This is a genomic window from Streptomyces sp. NPDC012825 (assembly GCF_042900925.1).
Taxonomy (GTDB): Bacteria; Actinomycetota; Actinomycetes; order Streptomycetales; family Streptomycetaceae; genus Streptomyces.
In genome coordinates this window covers 75,750-99,673 of record NZ_JBIBBZ010000013.1, presented here as the reverse complement: position 1 = coordinate 99,673, position 23,924 = coordinate 75,750, and the positions used below count along the sequence as shown (strand labels likewise).

At 68.2% G+C, this 23,924-nt stretch carries 23 protein-coding genes and 3 pseudogenes; 11 read left to right on the top strand and 15 right to left on the bottom strand.

The annotated features are described in order from the left end of the window. Positions 1–208: 208 nt before the first annotated feature. The 9 genes and pseudogenes from ACFY7E_RS24290 to ACFY7E_RS24250 all read right to left on the bottom strand — a co-directional run bounded on the left by ACFY7E_RS24290 (position 209) and on the right by ACFY7E_RS24250 (position 10,864). Positions 209–706 (bottom strand): hypothetical protein, encoded by a 498-nt coding sequence (locus ACFY7E_RS24290; RefSeq protein WP_389488086.1) that lies wholly within the window; start codon positions 704–706, stop codon positions 209–211. Further along, positions 703–4,155, bottom strand: coding sequence for a DEAD/DEAH box helicase (locus ACFY7E_RS24285; RefSeq protein ID WP_389488084.1), 3,453 nt, complete (start codon positions 4,153–4,155; stop codon positions 703–705). The genes ACFY7E_RS24290 and ACFY7E_RS24285 overlap by 4 nt, the downstream gene beginning before the upstream one ends. 1,617 nt (positions 4,156–5,772) lie before the next feature. Continuing rightward, a complete protein-coding gene (locus tag ACFY7E_RS24280) occupies positions 5,773–6,132 on the bottom strand; it encodes a transposase family protein (protein ID WP_389488221.1) in 360 nt (119 codons plus the stop codon). Then, positions 6,133–6,270 carry a hypothetical protein gene (locus ACFY7E_RS24275; protein ID WP_389488082.1) on the bottom strand — a complete coding sequence of 46 codons (138 nt, stop codon included), beginning with the start codon at positions 6,268–6,270 and terminating at the stop codon, positions 6,133–6,135. A gap of 142 nt (positions 6,271–6,412) precedes the next feature. Next, positions 6,413–7,009 (bottom strand): hypothetical protein, encoded by a 597-nt coding sequence (locus ACFY7E_RS24270; RefSeq protein WP_389488080.1) that lies wholly within the window; start codon positions 7,007–7,009, stop codon positions 6,413–6,415. A 25-nt stretch (positions 7,010–7,034) separates the two neighbouring features. Further along, positions 7,035–7,808, bottom strand: a complete 774-nt coding sequence (istB, locus tag ACFY7E_RS24265) for an IS21-like element helper ATPase IstB (protein ID WP_389488078.1) — start codon at positions 7,806–7,808, stop codon at positions 7,035–7,037. 50 nt (positions 7,809–7,858) lie between these two features. After that, a pseudogene (gene istA / locus ACFY7E_RS24260) lies at positions 7,859–9,222 on the bottom strand (IS21 family transposase). Between the two features lie 457 nt (positions 9,223–9,679). Continuing rightward, positions 9,680–10,438, bottom strand: a complete 759-nt coding sequence (locus ACFY7E_RS24255) for a transposase (RefSeq protein WP_389488220.1) — start codon at positions 10,436–10,438, stop codon at positions 9,680–9,682. Between the two features lie 234 nt (positions 10,439–10,672). Continuing rightward, complete coding sequence (locus ACFY7E_RS24250; protein ID WP_389488076.1) at positions 10,673–10,864, bottom strand: transposase; 192 nt, start codon at positions 10,862–10,864, stop codon at positions 10,673–10,675. Positions 10,865–11,387: 523 nt separating this feature from the next. On the opposite strand from ACFY7E_RS24250, the gene ACFY7E_RS24245 reads away from it, so the two are divergent. Continuing rightward, on the top strand, positions 11,388–11,846 hold the full coding sequence (locus ACFY7E_RS24245; RefSeq protein ID WP_389488075.1) for a hypothetical protein: 459 nt from the start codon (positions 11,388–11,390) through the stop codon (positions 11,844–11,846). A 191-nt stretch (positions 11,847–12,037) separates the two neighbouring features. Here the strand turns inward: ACFY7E_RS24245 and ACFY7E_RS24240 are convergent, their stop codons facing one another. The 3 genes from ACFY7E_RS24240 to ACFY7E_RS24230 all read right to left on the bottom strand — a co-directional run bounded on the left by ACFY7E_RS24240 (position 12,038) and on the right by ACFY7E_RS24230 (position 14,415). Continuing rightward, on the bottom strand, positions 12,038–12,667 hold the full coding sequence (locus tag ACFY7E_RS24240; RefSeq protein WP_389488073.1) for an SMI1/KNR4 family protein: 630 nt from the start codon (positions 12,665–12,667) through the stop codon (positions 12,038–12,040). Positions 12,668–13,357: 690 nt separating this feature from the next. Then, positions 13,358–13,672, bottom strand: a complete 315-nt coding sequence (locus tag ACFY7E_RS24235) for a glyoxalase/bleomycin resistance/dioxygenase family protein (RefSeq protein ID WP_389488072.1) — start codon at positions 13,670–13,672, stop codon at positions 13,358–13,360. A 455-nt stretch (positions 13,673–14,127) separates the two neighbouring features. Beyond that, the gene (locus ACFY7E_RS24230; protein ID WP_389488070.1) at positions 14,128–14,415 is read right to left on the bottom strand and encodes a hypothetical protein; all 288 of its coding nucleotides are present in this window, start codon (positions 14,413–14,415) and stop codon (positions 14,128–14,130) included. Positions 14,416–14,817: 402 nt separating this feature from the next. Here ACFY7E_RS24230 and ACFY7E_RS24225 point away from each other — a divergent pair. The 6 genes and pseudogenes from ACFY7E_RS24225 to ACFY7E_RS24200 form a co-directional block, all read left to right on the top strand. Then, positions 14,818–15,312, top strand: a pseudogene (locus ACFY7E_RS24225) (competence protein CoiA family protein); the annotation flags it as partial. 478 nt (positions 15,313–15,790) lie between these two features. Beyond that, a complete protein-coding gene (locus tag ACFY7E_RS24220; RefSeq protein ID WP_389488233.1) occupies positions 15,791–15,958 on the top strand; it encodes a hypothetical protein in 168 nt (55 codons plus the stop codon). Between the two features lie 570 nt (positions 15,959–16,528). Next, positions 16,529–16,708: a hypothetical protein gene (locus ACFY7E_RS24215; protein WP_389488068.1), complete on the top strand. Its 180-nt coding sequence runs from the start codon at positions 16,529–16,531 to the stop codon at positions 16,706–16,708. Between the two features lie 80 nt (positions 16,709–16,788). Next, positions 16,789–17,292, top strand: coding sequence for a hypothetical protein (locus ACFY7E_RS24210; protein ID WP_389488066.1), 504 nt, complete (start codon positions 16,789–16,791; stop codon positions 17,290–17,292). A 236-nt stretch (positions 17,293–17,528) separates the two neighbouring features. Continuing rightward, positions 17,529–18,029, top strand: a complete 501-nt coding sequence (locus ACFY7E_RS24205) for an IS630 family transposase (RefSeq protein ID WP_389488064.1) — start codon at positions 17,529–17,531, stop codon at positions 18,027–18,029. Then, positions 18,026–18,601, top strand: a complete 576-nt coding sequence (locus ACFY7E_RS24200) for an IS630 family transposase (protein WP_389488062.1) — start codon at positions 18,026–18,028, stop codon at positions 18,599–18,601. Before ACFY7E_RS24205 ends, ACFY7E_RS24200 begins: the two co-directional genes overlap by 4 nt. A gap of 374 nt (positions 18,602–18,975) precedes the next feature. Here the strand turns inward: ACFY7E_RS24200 and ACFY7E_RS24195 are convergent, their stop codons facing one another. From ACFY7E_RS24195 to ACFY7E_RS24185, 3 genes and pseudogenes are all read right to left on the bottom strand, one after another. Then, positions 18,976–19,113, bottom strand: coding sequence for a hypothetical protein (locus tag ACFY7E_RS24195; protein ID WP_389488060.1), 138 nt, complete (start codon positions 19,111–19,113; stop codon positions 18,976–18,978). Between the two features lie 60 nt (positions 19,114–19,173). Next, positions 19,174–19,389: a hypothetical protein gene (locus ACFY7E_RS24190; protein WP_389488058.1), complete on the bottom strand. Its 216-nt coding sequence runs from the start codon at positions 19,387–19,389 to the stop codon at positions 19,174–19,176. A 2-nt stretch (positions 19,390–19,391) separates the two neighbouring features. Further along, positions 19,392–20,146 (bottom strand): annotated as a pseudogene (locus ACFY7E_RS24185) (transposase family protein). A 141-nt stretch (positions 20,147–20,287) separates the two neighbouring features. On the opposite strand from ACFY7E_RS24185, the gene ACFY7E_RS24180 reads away from it, so the two are divergent. The 4 genes from ACFY7E_RS24180 (at position 20,288) to ACFY7E_RS24165 (ending at position 23,919) form a co-directional block, all read left to right on the top strand. Beyond that, on the top strand, positions 20,288–20,509 hold the full coding sequence (locus ACFY7E_RS24180) for a hypothetical protein (RefSeq protein ID WP_389488056.1): 222 nt from the start codon (positions 20,288–20,290) through the stop codon (positions 20,507–20,509). Positions 20,510–20,686: 177 nt separating this feature from the next. Then, on the top strand, positions 20,687–21,733 hold the full coding sequence (locus ACFY7E_RS24175) for a fatty acid desaturase family protein (protein WP_389488054.1): 1,047 nt from the start codon (positions 20,687–20,689) through the stop codon (positions 21,731–21,733). 331 nt (positions 21,734–22,064) lie between these two features. After that, a complete protein-coding gene (locus ACFY7E_RS24170; protein ID WP_389488052.1) occupies positions 22,065–22,829 on the top strand; it encodes an IS5 family transposase in 765 nt (254 codons plus the stop codon). A 281-nt stretch (positions 22,830–23,110) separates the two neighbouring features. Next, a protein-coding gene (locus tag ACFY7E_RS24165) for an IS5 family transposase (RefSeq protein WP_389488050.1) occupies positions 23,111–23,919 on the top strand; the annotation gives its coding sequence in 2 pieces (ribosomal slippage) (positions 23,111–23,450 and positions 23,450–23,919; 810 coding nt in all). Positions 23,920–23,924: the final 5 nt, after the last annotated feature.

Below are 23,924 nucleotides of genomic sequence, written 5' to 3'. Positions count from 1 at the left end.
GTTGTCCCTCCGGGCTCCACGATGACGCCGAGGATCCGGAGGCGGGCGCTGACGCGGACGACGAAAGCGAAGTCCTGAAGATCCTGGGATCGTCTCCTGGTGGCGTACAGGCTATGCGCGGTACGCAGTAGATGTCTCCACCGGCGGACGCCGGGCCGTCGACGTGAGGAGACCGTCACCCGTATCCGGCTTGGTCTCGGTTCTCGGGTCACTGCCGGCAGGAATGGGCCTTGGATGGGTCCTGGCCTGGTGCGGTGTCTCCGGTGGTACAACCGTGGGTGCGATGGCGGGTGAGCAGTTCGCGCCAGTGGCCGAGGTCGACGTCGAGGCGGTAGGCGGGGGTCGGGTCGGTGAGGGAGGCGGTGTCGGCGATGTGGACGGCGTCGGCGAGGGGGGTGTCGGGCAGCGCGATGCCGTCGAGGATGCGGCGGGCGCGGTCTGCCGCCGCGTGGGCGAGATTCTGCAGGGCAGGCAGGGCGGGAAGCCTGGACGGGGGCTCGGGCAGGGCCTGGTCGTGCAGGAGCCGGGGCCCGGATGCTGCGGGGGTGGCGGCTTCGCCGGCCGGCCGGCTGGCGGGCTCGGGCGGGGTGGTCTTCCACTGGGTGAGGGCCGCGGAGAAGGTGGTCAGCTCCGGGGGCTCAGCTGTGGGGGCGTGCATGTCGCCGGGGGCGGGTGTGCGGGGGACGGCGATGCGGTGCTTGGTCATGAGGCGGTTCCCAGGGCGACGAGCGCGTGGAGTTCTTCGTCGGTCAGCATCGCCGGGTTCAGCGCGGTCCCTGTGTCCAGGGCGTTGAGCAGGCCGGTTTTACGGGCGAGGAGCTGCTCGATCTTGTCCTCGATGGTGCCGGCCGCGGCCAGGCGGTGGACGTGGACGTCGGCCACCTGGCCGGGGCGGTGCAGGCGGTCGATGGCCTGGGCGACGGTGGCGGGGTTGAAGGGCCGGTCGAACAGGACGGCGTGGCTGGCGGCGGTCAGGTCCAGGCCGGTGCCGCCCGAGCCGTAGGTGACGATCAGCAGCCGGCTCTTGCGGCGCCGGAAGGCGTCCAGGGCCGCGTCGCGTTCGCCGGAGCTCATCGTGCCCACGTGCAGGAGGGGCTGCACGCCCCAGTCGGCGGCATGCCGGTGCAGCAGCATCGCCATGGTGCGGTACTCGGTGAAGGCCACCATCGACTCGCCTGCGTCGACGATGGCCGGCACCAGTTCGTCGAGCGCGGTGAGCTTGCAGGAGTCCTTGCCGTCCTGGTGGGGCTGGTAGCCGGCCAGGGCCGCTTCCAATCGTCCGGAGTCCGCGGCGCCGACACGCAGGTGGGCGGGGGCGTTGCAGATCTGCCGCAGGTGGGCCAGCAGCCGCAGGACCAGGCCGCTGCGCTCGTTGCCGCTTGTCTTGCGGAGCTGTTCCATCGCCATCTGCACGGTGCTGGTGTAGAGGCCCACCTGGGTCGGGGTGAGCGCGAGGGTATGGAGAGAGTCGATTCTCTCCGGGAGCTGGAGAGCGACGTGGGGGTCGCTCTTGCGGCGCCGCAGCAGGAACCGGCCCACGACCCGGTTCATCGCGGCGGCCACCTCCGGCGCGGGCCCTGCCTCCAGGGCCCCGAACGCCTGCTGGAAGGAGGGCAGCGAGGTGAACAGCGACGGGTTGGTCCAGTGCAGCAGGGCCCACAGGTCGCTCAGGCGGTTTTCGACCGGGGTCCCGGTGAGGGCGACCCGGGCCAGGGCGAGCAGCCGGGACAGGGCCCGGGCGGTCTTGCTGGAGGCGTTCTTCACGTGCTGGGCCTCGTCGGCGACGACCAGGGAGTAGGTCTGGGCGGCGAGTTCGTCCTGGCTGGCCAGGAGCGTGCCGTAGCTGGTGACCACCACGGTGTCGAGCTGAAGGCCTTCCAGGGTCCGCCCCGCGCCGTGGTACATCCGCACCGGCACGCCGGGGGCGAACCGTTCGAGCTGCCGTACCCAGGTCAGCATCATCGACGTCGGAACGACGAGCAGGACCGGCAGGCCCTGGGACAGGCCCTGCTCGAGGCGGTGCAGGACCAGCGCGATCGCCTGGACGCTCTTGCCCAGCCCCATGTCGTCGCACAGCAGCGCCCCGAACCTTGAGGAGACGTTCGCCAGCCACACCAGCCCGTCCCGCTGGTAGGGCCACAGCTCACCCACCAGGGACCGGGGCGGTTCGACCGCGGTGAACAAGTCCCCCGACAGCAGCGCGGCGAGCCGGCCGAGTTCACCTTCGGCCACCAGATCCGCGTGCTCGTCCTGCCCGACGCTGACCGATCCCAGGAGCACCGCGGTCAGGGCCTCGCCGGCGGGAACGGCCTGCCGCAGCCGGCCGCCGCGGGCCCGCTCGGCGGTGACGGCGTCGACGAGGACCCACCGGTCGCGCAGCCACACCAGCGTGCCGGCGGCTTCCGCGACGCGGACGCACTCCTCGGCGCTCAGCACCGTGCCGTCCAGCCGGATCTGCCACCGGTAGTCGACCAGCTCCTGCAGCGACAGCGTCGCCTCGGACGGCCCGGCGGCCACGACGACCGGACGCAGGCGGCGGGCCCACTGCTGCGGCCACTCCACCTCGATACCGGCCCGCCGCAGCGCCCGGCCCAGCTGCCCCAGCAGCAGCGCCGCCTCACCGGGCGAGACGCGGACCTGATCTGCCCGCTCCCGCACGGCCGGCGCCAGGACCGGCCAGCACCCGGCGGCCTTGCGCAGCGCCCGCAGTGCCCGCAGCACGGCCGGGTGCTCGGCCCCCAGCCGTTTCTGCAGGTCCGGCAGCGTCACCAGCTTCCCGGCCTTCTCGGCGGAACGCAGCCGGATGTGGACCTTCAGCGAGGACGCTGCCACCCTCGGCTTGGGCGGCGGCTGCACCGACAGCACCACCCCCGGCGGCGGGAGGGCGTCGGCGATCTCCTCGACTGTGTCCAGCCACTGGGCCACCGCGCCCTCCGCCGGCCCGCCCCGCGGGCTCGTCAGCGCCGAAGAGCCCCACACCGCCGCCACCCCGGGGCCGCGGACCAGCTCGTCCGCGAGCGCCACCAGCACCAGACTCACCGCCGCGCCGGCTGACAGCATCGCCCCCTTGCCGGCGTCGACCGCCGCGCTGTGCGCCCACGGCGGCAGCGCGGCCGCCAGCCGCTTCACCTCCTCGGCCTGCTCATCGCTCCACGGGCCCGGCCGCCACACCACGCTGTCGTCCCCCCGTACCCCGGGCCACACCTGGCCCGCGGCCACCGCTTCACAGCCGAAGCGCAGAACCTCCCTCCACGCCGCCACCGACGCATCCCACCCCGGCTCGCACTCCCGGCCCACCACCGCGCGCGCCACCAGCTCCACCGCAATCAGCGTCCCGGGAACCCGGACCTGGCCCCGCTCGGTCCACACCCGCCACCCTTGCCCGCCACCCGCCGGCGCCGCGCTCCGGCCGCCGGACGGCGGCACCAGCACGAACCCCGGCCGGCCGCCTTCCACCCCGGCCACGCACAACCGCGTGCCCTCGCCGAGCAGCAGCCGCAACTCCTCGGGGTCCTCGATGCGTTCGCCGTCCCAGGAACGCCGGCGCACCCAGCCGGGCCGCACCGCGCCCACCTTCGATGCCTGCGCCACCCCGGGCGCCATCGTCCAGCACCGCACCGCCGCCAGCACTCCGTCAAGAGCCTGCTCGCGCTCTTCACCGGCCGCCCACAGCCGCCGCCCGCCGAACTCCACCGACGCGACCACCGCCTCCACGCCGCCGGGCCCGTCCGCCAACTCCACCGCCCCGACGACGCCCCGCTCCCGCAGCGCTTCCACAGTCACTGCAGCGGACGGCGGCCGCGCGTCCAGCACCAGACCCTTCCCGCCCCGCCCCAGACGCTGGGCCAGCAGCCACGCCGCCGTCGACACGGCCACAGCCTCCTGCTCGGCCACGGCCTCGGCGCGGACGACCGCCCCGTCGACGAGACAGGAGAACTCCACATGCCGGCCGCCGCCGCGAGCCGCCCACGTCCGGTGCCGCACCTCCTCGAGCCACGGCTCCCGCGCGAACTCCTCCAGGCGCTCCCCGGCCTCACCCGGGGACCACGGCACGCTTCCGAAGCCCGTCTCGGCGGCCAGCACGCCCAGCAGCCGCCGCGCGCACCACTCCCGCGCCTCCTCGGAGACGCCGTCCGCCGACACCTCAAGACGCACACCACCGGACCAGCAAGTCATCTCCACCCGGCAGGCATCACCAACCTGCTCCTCCCGGATGTCGAACCCCTGCAGCGCACCGCCCTCGGCCAGGGCCGCAAGGACCGGCGCCGACCGCTGCGGGATGACGAAGCCGGGCCACGCTCCCGGGACATACGGATCGGGGACGCACTGGTCCTGCAGCTCACCCCACACAAGCCGGGCCGCGGCATCCAGAGCAGCACCCGGCGACTCCCGCAGCGGACCACGCCACGTGTACCAGCCGTCCGCATCCCGCTCGGCGACCGTCCCCTCGCAGGGACCCCGCCCATCGGCGTGCCGCCCGCGGATCTCACCGACCCACAGCGAACACCCCTCCACATCACCAGTCGGCCGTGCCTCGCTGTGGCACTCCCAGTGCTCCTGTCCCGGCAGAGCCCCGGAGACGAAGAGATCGGCAGCCCCGGCTTGCGCCATCCTCACCCGGAAGTACTCAAGCCGCTCCCGGACAAGCTCCTCCTCCCGCTTCGCCAGCGCCTCGTCTGCGGCCGTACGCTCTGCCTCCGGAAGGGTGCTCGTTTCCAAGGCATGACGTTCGCTCGCGAGCCGCTCGAATTCCTCCGCGAGGCGTAGGAGATCGCCATGAGACTCCGCAGCCCTCGCATGATCGGCCTTGACCCGGGCGAGCTCCTTCTCCGCTGCAAGCCTCTGGGCTACGGCTGCAGTCTTCTGGGCGGCCGCCCGATCTCTCGCGTCCCCCAAGGAATCCACAAGGAGCCGAGTGCTGTCGTTCTTGCCCATGTGCCCTGACGGGACAGGGACGGCAGGTAGTTCAGAGGGAACTTCCCGTTCGAGCAGTTCTGCGGCTGGGGACCAGGGGGGTGCCTGCGGTGTCGGCTCGCGGAAATCGGCCCTCGGCCGGATGACGGCCTCCAGAAGGGCCAGTACTGCCTGGTGCAATGCGTGACGCTGTTCAACTCCCACGCCCACCGGGCCGGACAAAACCTTGTCGTGTTTTTGGAGCCCCAGCTGGACGCTTTCCCAACAGCCCTCAAGGGGCCCGCTGCGGCGGACCACTTCCGCCCCCACGGAATCCGCCAGAAGGCCCAGAGCTGTCCACGCGAGCGCCGGATCCTCGGCAAACCGGGACCACGCCTTCCGAGACGCGCGCGGCAGATCCCGCACAGAATGCGCGATCTGCACCAATTCCAGAGGCGTAAGGGAGCCTTCACGAACCGCTCGGGCCATGTCCTTGTCGAACTCGGCCCTCTCCGTCCCGACAGGCCCAACAAGGTGGGGAAACAACCCGTGCGGCGTGTGGCCCGGACGGGCTCGTTCGCTGGTCACGATGATCTCTCTCGATCCGTTCAACTCGCGGAACACGATAGAGGCACAGGAGCAGCGGCAGGAGTCAGAACCGGATCTTCACACCATCGGGTGAACCGTCCTTCGGCCCAGGCGATGGCGACCCGGTGGCCTCACCCACCTGGGTCGGCAGGACCTAGCTCGCGTCGGCTGGAGCGTTGGCACCACAGTGAGCTTCCGCCAACTTGAAGCCGCAGTTCAAAGGGCTGGTGTGACTGGTTCTCGGGGTGCTCGTGCTGGTCGTGAGCGGAGGTCCACGGAAAAGATCATCCGTCAGCGGTTGACTTCGAGGTTCGTCAGGACGAGCAGAGCGCGCAGGAGGCGGGTGGCTCGGTCGGGATCGGTACGGAGCTTGGTGAGGATCCGCCAGTTCTTGAGGTGGGCGAAGCCGTGCTCGACCGGTGCACGTACGACGGCGAGAACTCGGTTAGCAGTCTTCTGGCCCGGGGTGAGCTTGTGGGTGCGGCTGGCGGTGTAGCCGGTGACGAGCACGGGGTCGAGAGTGTCGTTGTCCAGGCCGCGGAAGCCGAGGTCGGCCATCGCTCCGAGGCCTGCGGCGCGCAGGTGGGCCAGGATGTGGTCGTGGCGGGCGGCGGTGTTGTCGTGGGTGCGGCCGGGCCGGGCGGCGGATATTCAGATCAGGCAGCCCCTCTCGTCGGTCAGGGCGAGGAAGTGCAGGCTGTGACGACGGTGCTTGCCGGAATAGTTGCGCCGGTCGGCCTTTCCAGTGCGGCGCTGGGTGGGGAGGAGGGTGCCGTCGATTAGGACCACCTCCCCGCCCTGCTTAGCGACCTTCTTCAGGGCGCGGTCCAGGCGCGGGGCCTGGGCGGCGAGGAGTGTCGGCGTACTTCTGTGAGTGCTCCACCAAGTACAGAGGTATGTGCACCACCGAAGGCCCTGCGATCAGTCGACGTCATTCCGTGGGCATAGCGGTGGCAGGGCGGTGAACCTCCAGTATGACTGCGGTGCCGGCCACGGTTTGGTCCTCGTGCATGGTGATCTGCTGGCCGGGCTGGAGGTGCGTCCAGCGGGAGGGAGTGAGGGGCACGAGGCGAACCGTGGCTCGGCCGCCGGGCTCCAGGGTTGGCATGTTCTCAACCCAGAGCGAGGCAATGCTGACCGCACGTCCACCGGTGGGCGAGAGATGTCCGATGTCCCACATGGGCCGCAGAACACCGTGGCCAGCGACTGGCGTCGTGCGTCGCGCCTCGGCGGCAGGACGGAGCGTCAGGTCTGCCTGGATCACGCCGTTGCGAATCTCGGAGCACCGCCAGTGGCACCAGGCCGAGCTCCGCTCAAGGCGGAGTTGGTCAGCCGCGTCGGCGAGCTGTTCCCAGAAGGCGAGCGGAAGCGGATGACCATCCCCGAGCTCCTCCAGCAGGCCCAGGGCGATCTCCCACTCGTCGTGAGCGAGGTAGTCCCAGATGTCTCGCACCGTGATGTCGTTCTCGGTGGCGGTCTCTTCCGGAACCAGCAGGGAAGCCGATTCGAGCAGCTCAGGGACGTCCATGCGCTCATTGTCGGCCACGTTGTTGTCAGGCTGCGTTGTCCTGGTCTCGCTCGATGGTAGCGAGCCGGTTCTTGAGCCGGTAGCTGAGGCCGTTGATGGAGATGACGTCGCAGTGGTGGAGGAGGCGGTCGAGGATGGCGGTGGTGAGGACTTCGTCGCCGAACACCCGCCCCCATTCGCTGAAGCTCTTGTTCGAGGTCAGGATGATGGAGCCCTTTTCGTAGCACCTTGATATCACCTGGAAGACCAGGTTGGCCTCGGCGCGTTCGAGGGGCTGGTAGCTGACCTCGTCGACCACAAGAACGGCCGGCCGCAGGTAGCTGCCGAGCTTGCTGGTCAGGCGTCCGGCGGCCTCGGCGGCTTTGAGGTTGCGGACTATGTCGTCAAGGCTGGTGAAGTAGATCGAGTACCCGGCTCGGCAGGCCGTGACCGCGAGAGCGACGGCGATATGCGTCTTGCCCACTCTCGGCGGCCCGAGCAGGGCAGCGTTGGCCTTGGCCTCGACGAACGACAACGTGGCAAGGTCCTTTACCCTGCGAGGATCGAGCTCAGGATGGAACGAGAAGTCGTAGTCGTCCAGTGTTTTGTGGTGCGGCAGCTTCGAGATCCGCAGACCGGTGCGGAAGCGGCGGTCGTCACGGACGGCGAGTTCTTCGGAGAGGACCAGATCGATGAGGTCGAGGTAGCCCATCTTGGCCTCGTCGGCCCGCTGGGCGTACTGAGTCAGGGCCTCGGCCAGGTGGGGCAGGCCCAGCTTGCCGGCCGTGTTGCGGATGCGGGTGGAGACCAGCTCGCTCAAGACATTTCCTTCGGCGTTCGGTGGGTGGTGAAGGGGCGGGTGCCGGTCAGCTAGTCATAGACCGACAACGGCCGGCGGTCGACCTCGACCTGGGTGATCGCGGCCCGGTTGAGCAGGGCCGTCAGCGGGCCAGCCTGCGAGCCCGGATCGTCGTGGCGGCGTGGCCGCGGCAAGCCACCATCCCCAGCGGTGACGCGACGGCCGACCCCTGTGGGCAGGCCGTCCCAGTGCTTCTCATCCACGATCCGGGCGCCTCTGCCAACCGCCCGGGGATGGACGGCCAGTAGCGTTTCGCCCATGTGATCGGGGCCGATGCCATGCAGCATGAACTGGGACTTCGTCGCCCTGACCTCGACCAGCTGGCGGGGGCGGACCTTGCGGGCCTGCACCGAGTAGAGGTTCGCGTCGAAGGCGACGAGGCAGTCCTTGCCGACATGGCGGAGATGCCGCTGGGTGACCACATAGGGCGTCTTCGGCAGCGGGCGGAGAGCGACGTGGTCGCGGATCGCCCTCAGGCCGATGACCTCACCATGGGTGCCGTGGACCTTCGCCCGCCGCAGCGGCACCCAGGCGGTGAACGCGGCGTTCAGTTCTTCGACCGGCGAGAAGGCCCGGCCAGGACGTGGTCGCGGACGATCAGCACCTGCCGCTCGACCCGGCCTTTGCCCGTGGGCCGGTAGGCAGCCAGCACGTCGGGATCGAAGTCGTAGTGCCCGGCGAACGCGACGGCCTCCGGATGGAGAGGGACGGCCTCACCTGGTGCTACATGCCGGCGGACCACCGTTTTCGTGTGGTCGTAGACGATCGACATTGGGACACCGCCGAAGTGCGCGAACGCCTGGCGGTGGCAGTCAAAGAAGGTGGCCAGGTCCTGGCTGGTGGTGAAGCAGCAGAACGGATCACGCGAGTACGACAAGGTCATGTGGAACGAGTAGACCTTCGGGATACCGACATGGGCGAGGATCTTCCTCTCGTCACCCCAGTCGACCTGAGCCTGGGCCCCGGGCACCACCTCGAACCTGCGGTGCAGCCCGGCAAGCTCACCCGGGCTGATGCCCAGCTCCTTCGCGACCCGCAGGCGGGCTTCCTGCAAGTACATATTGATCCGCTGATAGCTGCCCGTGAAGCCGTACTCGGTCACCAGGCGCTCGTGAATCACGGCGCCCTTGAGCAAGATCTCGGCCCACAGCATCGCGTCGATCAGCGGCGCGACCTCATCCACCACCCGCCGGTACGGCTGCCCGTTGGGAGCCCTCCGCGGCGGCGCGACCGGAGTCTCACCCGACAGGTACTTAGCGACCGTACGCCGGTTCAGCCCGGTCTCCTTCGCGATCTCCCGCAGGCTCATCGCACCGGACTCATACAGCCCGCGAAACCGCCTCAACTCCAACCAGCGATGTGGATCCAAGACCACCCTCGCCGCCCTCCACCGACCCCGAACAGGACGACAGAAGACTCGCGCGAGACCGACCTCACCGCATTAACAACGGTGCACTTTCATCGGATCTGTCGCTGATCTTGTGACGTTCAGGTCTGTTCTGCCGATCGTGATCCGGCCTGCCGGCTTTTCGGTTGCTGAGCGATACTCGTCCGGTGCGCACAGGTGGATTTCCTCAGCTCGCGCTCCGGTGCGTTGTCTGGAGCGGTGCGGTGCTCGTTGCTCCGCTACTCCTGGTTGGCGGCGGCCCGGCATACGACTGGCTCATGCGGCATCAGAACCGTGAGGACGGACCGGGTCTTCTCGCCAAGGAGAGAGGCTGGGTGCACCCGGCGTATTGGGTGGTCACGAACCCTCTCGTGCTCGCACTGACGTGGCCGACACGTCGCGGCGGTCTTTTGAGGCGTTGACGGCTGAAGAGGAGAGCAGCCGATCAGCTTCTCAGCAAGATGCGAGTGCGGAGGAGATCGAGCTTAGCCCGGCCGTAGCCGGCGTCTTTGAGTAGTTTGACCCGGTTGACCTGGCCGGAGCTCCAGGTACTCGACAGTCCGGCGACGACTGCGTCCCGGTCACGCAGGAGCCCGCCGGCGAACTGCTGCAGGGCGGGCAGATCGTGGGTTCTAACCTGGTCGATCCATCCTTCGAGGTCTTCGCCGCGGCGTTCGTGCATGAGCGAACCGAAGCCCCGGACGTGTTCAATGGTCGCGTTGAGTTCGGGGCAGGCTTCTCGGACCTCCTTCAAGCCCACGGCCTTCTCGGGCCGCAGGTGCTCAGGTCGGGTCATGATCCAGCGCAGGGCCCGCCTTGGCTTCGGCAGCGGCGGGGACGGCGGCGTCGTGATTGTGCCCTGCTTGAGGAGGCGGACGTAGGAATTAACGACGCTCCTGTCGCCCGGGAAGCCCTGCTCGCGTACCTCTCGGTGGAGCTGGCTGGCGTTGCGGCAGCCTTGGAGGAACCGCTGGTAGATGTAGGGCTTGTAGTCGTCCAGCAGGGTCCAGCGCTGGGTCACCTTCACCAGCAGTTCGTCGACGTTCACCGTCCGCGCGTATTGGCGAACGGAGTAGTAGTCCAGGTCCAGGTCGCGGCTGATGCCGCGCAGGGAACGGCCTTGGGCGAGGAGTTCGTGGACTGCTCGATGGCGTTCGCGGATGGTGGCGACGATGCGACGGGGGCGTCCTCGGACGTCGAGCATCCCGTCCGGCTCCGTCGGCAGTTGGGCCTTCGCGGGCTGGTGCACGGCGGCGCGGGCGGCGCGGATGCAGCCGTAGTGCGCGGTGACGGTCTTCTCCACGGCCTTGGCCAGGTTGTTCCACAGGTGCCAGGCGTCCGCGACCTGGACGGCTTGAAGCGCGGCTTGCTTGGCAGCCTCGGCATAGGCGGAAGCATGGTCGCGGCAGACAATCTGCACTTCGGGGTGGTCCGCCAACTAGCGGGCCACCGGAGCGGCCTCTCTGCCGGGCAGGACGTCAATCGGCTGGCGGGCTTCGAGGTCGACCAGCAGCGTGGCGTAGGTGTGGCCCTTGAGTAGAGCGAACTCGTCGATACCCAGGACCCGCACGGTTCCCGCTTCTTCCAGCGGGCTGGCTGGCAGCAGCCGCAGCATGGTGTCCTTCGCCACCGACATTCCCAGTCTCCGAGCGAGCCGTGCGCCAGGCCGTCCAGCCAGTCCCTGCGCGACGCGGGCCAGCAGGTCTCGCAGCACAGGTGTGTGTCGGGCGTGTGGACGAGTCAACCCTGGTATCTGCTCGGCGAACGCGACCGCTGGGCAGTCCGCCGTCAGACACTTGAAGCGCCGGATCAGTAGCACGATCACCATCGGCAGCCCGCCCAGCGGTGCGCCCCCGACCCGCCGCTCATATCGGCCGTGTGCCTACGAGAACGCGCACGCAGCACGTGGACATCCACACCCTGATGCACCCGCTCAACCACGACGTCCGCAAGATGTGGCAAGACCTGATGCAAACCCCCGGATACGCACACCTACGCGAAATGATCCAATCATCACGGCGTCACAAGATCAGCGACAGAGCCCGTTCGTCTGTACATAGATGGGGAGGCAAACCCGCACGCCGACACCAGGGCTGAATTCGATCCGATCACGCCAGGTTATGGTGCTGATCCACAAAAGGAGGGGAGTCGGCATGCCCGACAGGGCGCAGTCCAAGGACGTTCTCGACTGTCTGCGTGCCGAGCTGGTGGCCGAGCAGTCGACGACGGCTGAGGGGACGACTCGGGGTGTATGGCTCGCCTTCATGCGCTTCGGGCGGATGCGCTTTCACACAGTGCCCCAGGCCGACTCCGACGGCCTGCTCTTCCAGTACGGCACGTACGTCACCAGCGGACGGCCGATGTTCACTGTGGACCTCACGAGACAGCTCAACGTCAGTGACGACATCGAGCACGACCAGTACGTGCAAGTTCGCTGCGAACTCCGCTACACGCCGGCACTGGACCTGGACGCTCTGGGAAGTTTCGACTCCTGGTTCTTTCACGACACCGATACGGACCTCGACGGGTGGTTCGCTGCCATGGAGGAGCGTCTCGGACCGCTTCTTGACCGCAGGCCCGCCGGGATCGACTTGTTCGAGGAGCCGGTGTAGCCGTTTCGGCCGTGGAAGGCCGCATGGCTTCGTCACGCGAGCAAGACCCGTCTGCGCAGGAGGCCGAAGCCTGCGCGGTCGAACATCTGCTGGTGTGATCGGTTCTCGGCGCATCCGTGCTGATCACGGACGACAGCCCAAGCAGCAGATCGTCCCTCGGCGCAGTCGGCGCCTGAGTGAACCTGTGGGGCTCACTGTTCGCCGTGGAAGTCTCTGTACTCGTCGTTCATCAAGTCCCAGAAAGACGGGTAGCGGACCACGCCGGGCAGCCAGTGAGCGAGGTACCAGGCTTCCCATTCCCCGTCCGGGGTGAGCACGCAGGGGTTGAGGAGGTAGACGTCAGTGGCGTTCGGGGTATGACTGATTTTCAGGGTGTGCGGAAGGTATTCAGGGCGCAGGCTGGTGGGGGAATGGGCCTCGCCGTAGAGGAAGTACTCCTCATCACCCACTCGCTCGACGCCCTGGTACCCCGCTGTCCAGTCGGTGACGAGTCCCGGGTCCAGGTCCCGGGTCCATCCGACCTCGTGGGACGGCAGGACACGGTGAATGTCCGGCGTGGTGTTGAGCCAGCCGTTGCTGATCAGCAGGAACTGCCGGTAGCTCGGCGGCAGAGGCGCACCCAGGCGCTTTTCGAGAGTGCCGAGTTCCTCGCCGCTGGCTCCAGTGCTCCCCAGCCATCGGGCCCTGTGCACGGCGGCCGGAAACGGCTCGGCCCGTTCCTGCTCATGCAGCACAGGGTCAAGCCACTCATCACTCCACCGCTGCAGCAGATCCCGCCATGCGTAGCGGCGCCCATCATCCTGACCCGGTGCGTTTCCCACGACGGAAGATTAACGACAAGCACTGACAAGCTCTCCGGACTGGAACCGTTCAGGATCCGCCCAACGATCTACACCGCAGGCTGCCATCCACGCCCGGTACAAGGCCCCCGGAAGGCTGTCACGCCAGCCTCTCGACCTGTTCATTCAGGTGGGCGCAGGCTCTGTGCCCATCGACCTTGCGGGCATGGCCCTGCTTGTAGTGCCGGTCACCACCGATCGCCGTCCGGACTGGCACGCGCCCACCGGACATGGCGAACACCCTCCTGCCCCTGCCCGACAACTACGAGCGTCCTGGGGCGTAACGGCTCAGAACCCGGCCATGGACTTGTCGAACACCCCGCCCAGCGCACCGTAGGCGCTGCAGCGAACCGAGTGCCTCGCCCTGCGGCGCAGCCCGAATCCCACGACGAATGACAAGACGAATAGCCCGCCGAGGACCATCGTCACGACCGGGTTGTAGACGAAGTACGTAAAGCACGCCACCCCAGTCCACACAACGACCGGCAACAGCGAACCGCGCAGGACCGCACCCAGCCCTACTCGTTCAGGTCCTGACGGCAGCGCACGCTCGTGCCACACTTCGAGGTGGTTCCTGGTTACACAATGCTCAGGCCGCATAGGCCCATCACACCACCGGCACCCCGGCACTTGTCCAGCGATCCGTAATGGCCTGGGAGCGGTTGACGGTGCTCAGGTCGAGTGGACCTCGACCGTGCGGCCGTCGGGATCGGTGAGGATGTGGCGTCCTGGCGTGAGTGGCGGAGTAGCCGTACTGCCGTCGACGGCCAGGCCGAGGCACAGTATGTCCGTCTGACGTTCAGGACGGGCTGGGTAGAGCTCGAACACCATGCCGTTCGGAAGGACCGCGGCGTAGTGCTCGGGACCCTGGCCGTGCCATTCCGCGGCGAAATCCAAGCCAAGGCCCTGGTAGAAGCGGCGGCATTCCTCAAGCCGGGACGAGTACAACACCAGCAAGACCACGCTGGCCGGCTTCGGGTCACTCATCGGTTCCTGGCCTTTGCTGACGTTGACAGGGATTGAACCGTAACGCAGCAAGAGGCCGACGAGCTGGGCCAGTTGTGAGGCTCACCCAGACCCGTGCGGCCTGTTCTCATCCTGCCCCGTTCGCGGTCTTTCGTGCCCACTCCAGCGATTTGCCCGAAGAACTCACACCCAAGTGACATGCCGCCCGGAAGCCGTCACCCAACGAGGTCACCGGCCTTCTGCCACGCCCGTCCTCGCGCCTGCGATCCCGGGACCGCCGGACACCACCCCCGCCCAGGAAACCGTGGCTTTCCCGCCGTGGGGAACGGCATCCCAGCTCGCCGTCGCAGCCCCCGGGAGGCCACCGGCCGGGCCGCTCACCGGCCGCGTTTCGGTGCGCAGTATCGATCCTGCCCGGCCAACCCCACGCCACCTTTCCCGGAGATGCGGGGGATCGCATCCCGGCGCGTGTGGCTTCAGCCGATGACCAACCGTTCGAGCCCCGTCTCCGACAGCGAATCTTCGGAGTCCAGACGGGCCGCCTCGGCAACCAGCCGGTCGTACTCCTCCCGCAACACCGGAATGCGGTGGTACTTCACACTCCGCGCGAGGTGGTCCAGGGCGAGCTCTGCCTCGTCGTTGTCGATGAGTTCAAGCACCGACTGCAGAGCCCCGGCCAGTCCCGGATTCTCCGCCGTCCGGCGGGCGATCGCCACGACGGTGGCGCGCAGAAGAGCATCGGGGAACTCGATGGGCGGGCTCATACCCCGAGTGTGCCCCGAACTCATTCTGAAACGATCGGCAAGACCCTCGGCATGCAGCGTCCCGATGGCACGGGGGGACCACCGGGACGGCAACCCTCAGCCTAGACAGCGCCGTTCACCTGCGTGCAGGGATCATGAGAAGTGACCGGATGCGGCCGCCTGAGCCGACCATCACCGTCTCCGTCCCGGCGCCGCCGCCGGGCATCGCCCCTGCCCCCAGCGGCCGCCTTCCGCCCGCCTGTCCCGGACCTTGCCCCTTGTCCCGCCAGGCGGACCGCCACGAAAGATGCTCCGCGCCCGACAGTCCGCCTGGCGGGATGCAGCCCCCGCACGGCGTTCCACCAGCACTTGCGTCCCGAAAACTGCCAGCACCGAGCAGACCGGCAACGACGGGGGCAGCGCATGGCAGCGGACGATCTGCTGGTGATCGGGCTCGACCTGACAACCGGCCGCCACGTCCACATCGAGGACCGGCCCATCGGCCAGTGGCGCACGCTGGGCTACGACCACCGCGAAAGCCTGGTGTGCGCGGCCTGCTTCCTGGGCCTGGACGTAGTACCGGCGGGCACGCGCGTCCCGCTGATCGCGCGGGGCAGGATCGGCGGCGCCCGGCGCCACCACTTTGCGCACCCGCCGCACATGGCCCCGCCCGGCGGCCACCACCCCGAAACGCTCTGGCACCTGGAAGCCAAGAACCGGCTCGAACGGTGGGCGTACTCACTGCCCGGCACCACCGAGGTCCGCCAGGAGCAGTGGATTGCCGGCCGCGAGCGCCGCGCCGATGTCCACGTCCGCCTCGCCGACGGCTCCCGCCTCGCCCTGGAGGCCCAAAGCGGTCTGATTACCGACTCGTTGTGGCAGCAGCGCCACCGGGACTACACAGCAGCCGGCCTCCGCGACATCTGGTTCATGCGCCCGGGAACAGCCCTGCCCCACGTCCTGCTCGCCGAGCAGAGCACGGTGTGCGTCCTGGACCTCGCCGACCGCCGGGTTCGCCTCCTGTGGGGCCGCCCCCCACCCGCGCACCGGCCGCTGGTGGCAGAACGAGGACCTGTCCCGCTACGCCCTGCACCACCCGCCCTGCCCAGGCGACGACCTCCACGAGGAGACCGTCCCCTGGACCGGCTCGGGCAACAGCACTGGCCTGGTACTGCCCGAAGACCTGCAGCGCAAGCTCGCCACCGAGCACCAGGACATCCGCCGCAAGGCGGCCGAAGCCCGCCGCAGGGCCGAGCAGGACAACCGGCGCGCTCACCAACTGGCCGCCCGAACCGGACACCACTGCACGCGCCCCTCCCCGACACCCTCAGTACCCCTCGCCCGGCAACCCGCCCGGCCCGCCCGCCGCGCGGTGCCGCCGCGACCTTGCTGCGCGGTGTGCGGGGGACGCCTGGCCGACGTCCTCGCCCGCTACGGCGCGCACATCTCCATCCACACCGCCGGGGGCTGGGTCGACTGCCTCGACCAGCCCTGCGCAGCTCCTCGGCCGGCCCTGGCCGAGCCCGCACACGCCCACTCCGCGCCCTGCCTGCACGCTGCCTGACCCTGGGAGCCTTCATGACCATCACGCCGACCCGAAGAAGCACATCCGCCGCGGCCGCTGCGTATGCCTGCGGGCCGCGAGAGTTCGAGGAGTTCGGCGCCGTCCGCCCCGAGCGCCGACAAACTCCTGCCCTCGTGCGGCACCGGCGCACCGCGCTGCTTGGCCGGGTGGAGGGGTGAGGCGCTCGGTGGGCTGGATACGAGATCGCTTCTGGAGTCACGGCGTCGTTGTCTGGATGCTGACGGTCGCACTCGTCACGCAGTGGGGGAGCGGCCCCCACCTGGGGCTTCACGCCCTGCCCATGGCCGTGATCGCCGGCTGGGCCTGGGCGGCCCACTGCGCCGACGGCCGCCGTACCCAGGTGGCCAAGGGGCTCAGGGCCCAGCACCACATCTGGAACAGCCTCCTGCGTCCCAGCCCACTGAACGCCCCGAGCCTTCTGTGCGACACGACCGTTCAGCGGATGCAGAACATCGAGCGGCACCTGCTGGGCGTGGCCCGCGCCCACCGCCTGCAGCGGCTGTCTGGAAGATCGAAGGCCACTCCACCGGCCCGCGTGATGTCCCCTGGATGCGCGCCCAGTGGGCTGATGGCACCCTATCGGGCATCTCCTTCACCGACATCGTCGCCATGCGCCGGGCTACCGACCAGGACCTGTCGCCATGGGCCCCGGTCACCAGCGAACTCCTGCGGATGCCGACCCTCGACGATTACCCCTCGCCCTTCGACGACGCACCCGAGGAGGAATGAGACCTCCATGTCAGTGGCTCGTCACCCAGCCTTGGCCGGGTAATCAGCAGCGTCATTGATCGGGGCTATGGTTCCCGGTCATGGGGTTCTCGGGGTCTTTCATCGTGGCGCGAGCCGGTCGGCCGCTGACGGAGTTGGCGGCGATACGGGCGTCGGACTGTGTGCCGTTGTGGTCGGCGCGCGATGGCGAGTGGCAGATCCTGCAAGCGTGTCCCATCACGGATCCGGAGCCTTCGATCATCGGCGAGACGCGCGCTTCTGTCCTGGTCTGCCATGTGGTCGACAGTGACTTCGCGACCGTTCAGGCAGCGAGCCCCGATGACCTGTCATGGCAGTGTGCTTTGTCGCCGGAGATGGCGGGGGATTACGGCCTGCCTGGTGAGTGGATCGGTGATTCGGTCAAAGTAAGCGAGCGAGCTGCAGCCTGGGCTCGAGGGGCCGGCCTTCAGCCGGACCTGGTGGCGCTTAGGGCTGCCCTGGTGGCTGAGTGTGATCCGCTGGCGGAGGACTTGGTCTTCGCGCTGGTTCACGCCTTGGGGTTCCGGTTCCGCGACGCGGTCGACCTGGAACCGCCGGCGGTGTGATTCGGCGCCCGTTCGCGAGCTCCGCCCTGCCGACTCACCAGCCGAAGTGCCCAGAGCGGTCGCACGACCTGCTGCTTACCTGCCGGCAGACTGTCCCCAAGACCTGATCTTGGAGGTGCTCGTGGGGCATCGACCGAGTGCGTTCGTTCGGCCGGTGAGCACAACGGCACAACCCCCTACTGATCTTTTCTTTAGTTCCGTGGGTGCGGTGACGTCATTGGTGGGAGTCTGATGGCGTGTCTTTCAAGTCTTCGCCTGTGGTTCCTCCTTTGACGCGGCCGCAGTTGGCCGAGGCGCGTCGTGTGCGGGCGGCCGAGTTGTTCGATCAGGAACGTTCTGGTGCTGAGATCGCGCGGATGCTGGGCGTCAGCGAGGAGAGTGTGCGGCGGTGGAGACGCGTCTGGGAGGAAGGCGGCGCTGACGGGTTGCGTCGGCGTCCGGCCAGTGGTCGTCCGCCCAAGCTGGACGATGCCCAGGTCGAGCGGGTACGGACTGCGCTGGAGCAGGGCGCCCAGGCCCATGGCTTCGAGGCGGATCTGTGGACGCTGGAGCGGGTCGGCCTGGTGGTTGAGCGGGTGACCGGCGTGGCCTTGTCGCGGGCGTCGGTGTGGCGGTTGCTGACCGGCCGGCTCGGGTGGAGTCTGCAGCGGCCCGAGCGGCGTGCGGTGGAGCGCGACGAGTCCGAGATCGCCCGCTGGATCGCGCACGAGTGGCCGCGGATCAAAAAGGGGCCGTGAACACACGTGCCTGGATCGTGTTCCTCGATGAATCAGGAGTGTCGCTGCTGCCGCAGGTCCGCCGCACCTACGCGCCCCGCGGCCGCACCCCGCTGCTGCGACACCGGCTGAACTGGAAGCGGGCCTCGATGGCCGGCGCCCTCGGTTACCGCGCCGCCGACCCGGACCGAGGCCCTCGGTTGTGCTTCCACCTCAAACCCGGCAGCTACGACACCGCCGCGCTCATCGAGGTTCTGGAGCAGCTGAAGACGTTCTACAACGGCGAACGGGTGGTGCTGGTCTGGGACGGGCTATCGGCTCACTGGAGCCGGGACATGCGGGCCTGGGCCGCCGAGCAGGACTGGCTCACCCTGGAGCGATTACCGGCTTACGCACCCGAGCTGAACCCGGTGGAACTGCTGTGGTCCTCGCTGAAGAAACGCGAGCTCGCCAACCTTGCCGGCGACCACCTCGCCGACGTCGCCGACGCCACCGAACAAGGCATCCGCCGGATCAACGACAACCCGCAACTGCCCTGGTCCTTTCTCACTCACACCGGCCTCACCCTCCACCCACTAGCCCCACCCAACTAACGAAAAGATCAGTAAGCATGACATCACCCTCTCCGACTTCGGGCGGAGGGGGCGCCATTCGCCGTTGGGGGCCAGGTGGCATCGGGCTCCTGGGCTGCGGACAGAGCCTCGATCGCGGTAACGATGAGTGCTGCTCCCCGCCCCTGCGGGGATGGACCCCTGTTCGGCGCGTCCGGCGTACGCTGAGTCCGCTGCTCCCCGCGTTCGCGGGGATGGACCCATCGCCTGCGCCGCCCAGAAGCCGGCCGGCGATTGCTCCCCGCGCCCGCGGGGATGGACCCGTGCACGGCGGGATCATCGACGATCTGCACGTCTGCTCCCCGCGCTCGTGGGGATGGATCTCAGGACATGTCCGCGATGGTGGCGAACGCCAACTACTGCTGTGAATGGGTGCGGTAGTGGCGCTGGAGGGGCGTCAGTAAGGACGGGCGGGTCCAGACCTGCTTCAGCTGTGCGGCGTTGGTGATCACGGTTGTTATGAGGTGACCGGGCCGCTGCTGTCGGCTGTCCATCGCGAGGGTGGCCGGCTGTCGTGGGCGTGCCTGTTCACATGGCGCGGTGGGGCCGGGTTCTCAGGCGCTGCCGGGTGACGGCGGAGAGAAGACGTACTGGGCTGTCTGCGCGTTGGACAGGGCGGCTGCGATTCGCTTGCGCATGTCGTCTGGCATCGGAGGCAGGTCGTTCAGCGGGAACCAGTCGGCGGCCGTGTTCTCGCCGTCGGCGGGATGCGGAACGCCGGACTGCCAGCCGAAGCGGAACACCAGGTCGAGATACTGGGCCTTTTCCATCCTTACTCTGAGCTGGTCAGATGCAGAGTGAGGACGGCCTGGACGAGCTTGGTGATCCGGGTGGTCGAGCATCGCAGTTTGCGGAGGAGTCGCCAGGACTTGAGGGTGGCGACGGCCTTCTCGACGAGGGCCCGGATCTTCGCGTGGGATCGGTTGACCGCTTGCTGGCCGGTGGAGAGGTTCTCCCACCGTCCCCAGCACGGGATGCGGACGGTGCCGCCGGCACCTCGGTATCCCTTGTCGGCCCAGCACGGGATGCCGGCCTCGGCGAGGGCGTCGACGATGCCGTGCTCGCGGGCCGCGCGGACGTCGTGCACGGCGCCGGTGAGGCCCACAGCAGCCGGCCGAAGGGGGCGGCGATGACCTGCACGTTCATCCCGTGTCTCTTGTGTTTGCCGGAGTAGAACGGCCGGTCCGCAGCGATGCGGTCAATGGGCAGGAGGGTGCCGTCCAGGATCAGGTACGCCTTCGCCGACGCGGTCCGCACCGCGGCGGCCAGGCCAGGGGCGAGAGCGGCCAGGAGCTCGACCGCCTCGGTGACGTACCGGTGGGCCGTCGTGGTGCCGATGCCGAATCCGGCCGCGAGTTGGGCATAGGTATGTCCCATCCGCAGGTGGGCGAGGGTGAGCAGGGCCTGGCGGCCCGCGCTCAGGCGCCACCACCGGGAGCCGATCACACGGCGATGGCGCCGCAGCTGCTGCGTGAGGAAGCGCAGGGCGGAGCTGGACACGTCGACGCCCGACAGATAGACAAGCACGTGAAGCCTCTGGTGGAGATGGTTCTCTTGGTCGAAAACCCATCTACCAGGGGCTTCACCGCGTTGTCAGCCCAACAGCCGTACGCCCGAGCCAGGTTGGAAAAGGCTCATTATCTGTATGGGGTCCTCGACTGCGTATGCATGATCCAGATGCAGCCGATCATGCTGGACCTGACCCGCGTGACCTTCGGCGACTGCGCCCTTGTCGATGCCCGACACCGCTGCACCCGACTCATTCTCCTGGGACCGCTGACCGGGCCCGTTCGCAAACCGCTGGAGCTGACCGACAGCAGAAAGCCATTCCAGATCGAGCCCGGTTACTCTCCGGATCCGACCACCAGCACATTCAAAACCCTGCAGTGATCCAATCTGACCTGGCCCGGGTGAGGAAGAGAGACGGGCTGGGAAGAACGTCAAACCTGGTATCCCGGGTAAGCGCAGTGGGAGGAGGCCCACCCGCAGTGGGTGGAACCCCGGACACGGTGTCCCGCCTGTCCGGCGCGCTCCTTCGTTCTACAATTACGGAAAGCGATCCCGGCCATGATCTCTTCACAGACGGTTCGTCCCCCTCCCGTACGTAAGGACGCGGGCAGCGACTTCGCCCGTCTTTCCCGCAAGATCCAGGAGGCCGGGCTCATGGCCCGGCGCCCCGGTTATTACGCACTGCGCATCACGGTTGTGAGCGTCCTGTACGCCGCCGGGTGGACGGCCTTCGTCCTGGTCGGGGACAGTTGGTGGACGCTCCTGACGGCTGGCTTCCTCGCCTTCGTGTTCGGGCAGGTGGCGCTCCTTGCACACGACCTCGCCCACCGGCAGGTCTTCCGGTTGCGCAAGGCCAGCGAGATATCCGGGCGCATCGCCGGGAACCTCGGCATCGGCATGGGTTACGGCTGGTGGCAGGACAAACACACCCGGCACCACGCCAACCCCAACCATGAGGACCTCGACCCCGATCTCGATCCGGACATCCTCGTCTGGACGCAGAACCAGGCCCGTGCGGCTAGAGGACTGCCCCGACTGCTCGGCCGCTCGCAGGCGTGGCTGTTCTTCCCCCTGCTCACCCTGGAAGGGTTCAACCTGCACGTGTCTGCAGCGAGGTCGTTGCTCGACCGCTCGCTCAAGCACCGCATATGGGAAGGCGCCCTGATCACCGCGCACTTCGCCGTTTACCTTGGCGCGCTGTTCCTGGTACTTCCGCCCGGCAAAGCGATTGTGTTCCTGCTCGTGCACCAGTGCCTTTTTGGCGTCTACCTCGGTTCGATCTTCGCCCCGAACCATAAGGGCATGCCGATCCTGAGCGGCGCCGACCGGCCCGACTTCCTGAGGCGCCAGGTCCTGACCTCCCGCAACGTGCGTGGAGGCCGTTTCACTGATGTCGTTCTGGGTGGCCTTAACTACCAGATCGAACACCATCTCTTCCCGAGCATGCCCAGCCCGTACCTGCCCAGAGCCCAGATCATCGTCCGACAGCACTGTCAGGAACTCGGGATCAGCTACCTGGAAACCAGCCTGATCAAGTCCTACCAGCAGACCCTCGCCAGCCTCCACGCGGCGGGAGCCCCCCTCAGAAAACCGCGCACCACCTGACGTGACGACCGGCGGTCGGCATAAGAAAGCCGGGGACACGCAGGACATCGGCCGGCCTCCCAAGCCACAGGCAGCGGACGGACGGTATCTTTCCCGCTGCGTCGTCCTCATCGAGGGCGGAACATCACGTGCTGTTTGCTGGTGTCAGGTGCAGTCTTTCTTGCCGTGGGGGCGTTGCCGCGTCCGCAGGTGATGTGGAAGGTCACGGAGTCGTTTTCATCCTGTCTCTGTGGGGTGAAACGGCAGGTCAGCGGGGGTGGGTGACGAGGCGAGGCTCCTGGTCGTTGCGGTGGTGTTCTCTACGCACCACGCATCGTCCGAGGAGCCTCGCTTGGTCCCGTATCGTGCCACGCTCGATGTCCCGCATGAGCTGGTTGAGCATGTTTCCTGGCTGATCTACGAACGAAGGTGTGAACGCCGCTCGCGGTGGCGGAAGTTGGGATGCTTTCGCCAGGCCCTGCTCGTACTGGCGCACTTGCGGAAGAACGAGCCGCTGCCCGCCCTGGCAGCCGGCTTCGGCGTCTCGACAGCCACAGCCTGGCGCTACGTCGACGAGACTCTCGACGTCCTCGCGGCGTGGGCGCCGGGCTTGCACGAGGCCCTGACCGGCCTGGGCGAGAATGACCATGTGATCGTCGACGGCACGCTGATCCCCATCGACCGCATTGCCGTCGATGAGCCGTACTACTCACAAAAACATCGCAAGCACGGCATGAACGTGCAGGTCATCGCCCGCCCCGACGGCACACCCCTGTGGTTCTCCCGTGCGACACCCGGGCGGACTCATGATCTGACCGCGGCCCGGGCCCACGGGATCGTGCAGGCCTGTCTGACCCGGCAGATCCTCGTCCTCGCGGACCGCGCCTACCGGGGCGCCGGCCCCACCGTCCGCACCCCCTACTACCACCACCGCGAACAACCCGAGCACTATCAGCGGTTCAACCGCGACCACGCGCGCCTGAGAGCTCCCGGCGAACGCGCCTTCGCCCAGCTGAAGTCCTGGCGCATCCTCCGCCGAGCCCAATGCTCTACCCGCCGCATCGGCACCATCGTCCAAGCCGTCCACACCCTGCTGACCTGCAACTATTCAGGATGAAAACGGGTCTCTCACTTGGTGATGAGTGTCCACGGTGTGTCCGTCATGAAGCGCTTTCGGAAAACTGTTCCGGGATTGGTAAGGGCTGCTTCGACTGCCTCTGCCGGGATTTTCGTGCTCATGGCCCGCCTGGGGACCTTGAGGTAGCCGCAGGCTCGAAGGAGATCCGTGGCCGAAGCCCAACTGTCGGCGGCCACCACCACCTCGTCTGACTGATCGTTTCAGAATGAGTTGAGCCGTGTGTCTTGCGCTCGGCAATCTTGGTCGGCAGGGTGTCCGGCGTGCGTGTTGATCTTGTTCCGGATGACCTGTGGGAGCGGGCGGCCCCGCTGCTGCCGCCCGCCCCCGAACGGCGCCATCGCCACCCGGGGCGGCTGCGTGTTCCCGATCGGGTGGCGCTCGTCGGCGTCATGTATGTGCTGCGGACCGGTGTCGCGTGGCGTGATGTCCCCGCTGAGACGGTGGGCTGTTCCGGGGTGACGGCCTGGCGCCGGCTGCGGGACTGGACCGAGGCTGGTGTCTGGCCGCGCCTGCACGCGGCCCTGTTGACCGAGCTGCGCCGCGCCGGCCTGCTGGACCTGGACGACTGCTCCGTGGACGGATCGCACGTCCGGGCGCTGAAAGGGGGGACCACGTCGGACCCTCGCCCGTCGATCGGGCCCGCTCTGGCTCGAAGCACCACCTGATCGTCGACCGGCACGGAACCCCACTCGCCGTCACGCTCACCGGCGACAACCGGCACGACGTCACCCAGCTCTTGCCCCTGCTCGACGCCGTTCCGTCGATCCGGGGTCTGCGGGGGCGTCCCCGCCGCAGGCCCCGGCGTCTGTATGCCGACCGGGGCTACGACTACGACAAGTACCGCCGCCTGCTGTGGAAACGCGGCATCAAGCCGATGATCGCCCGACGCGGCGTCGCGCACAGCTCCGGACTGGGCAAGGTGCGCTGGGTCGTCGAGCGCACCTTCGCCTGGCTGCACCAGTTCAAACGACTCCGCACCCGCTACGAACGACGCGCCGATCTCCACCAGGGCCTGCTCGAACTGGCCTGCAGCCTCATATGCCTGCGCCGCCTGCGAACCTCATCCTGAAGCGA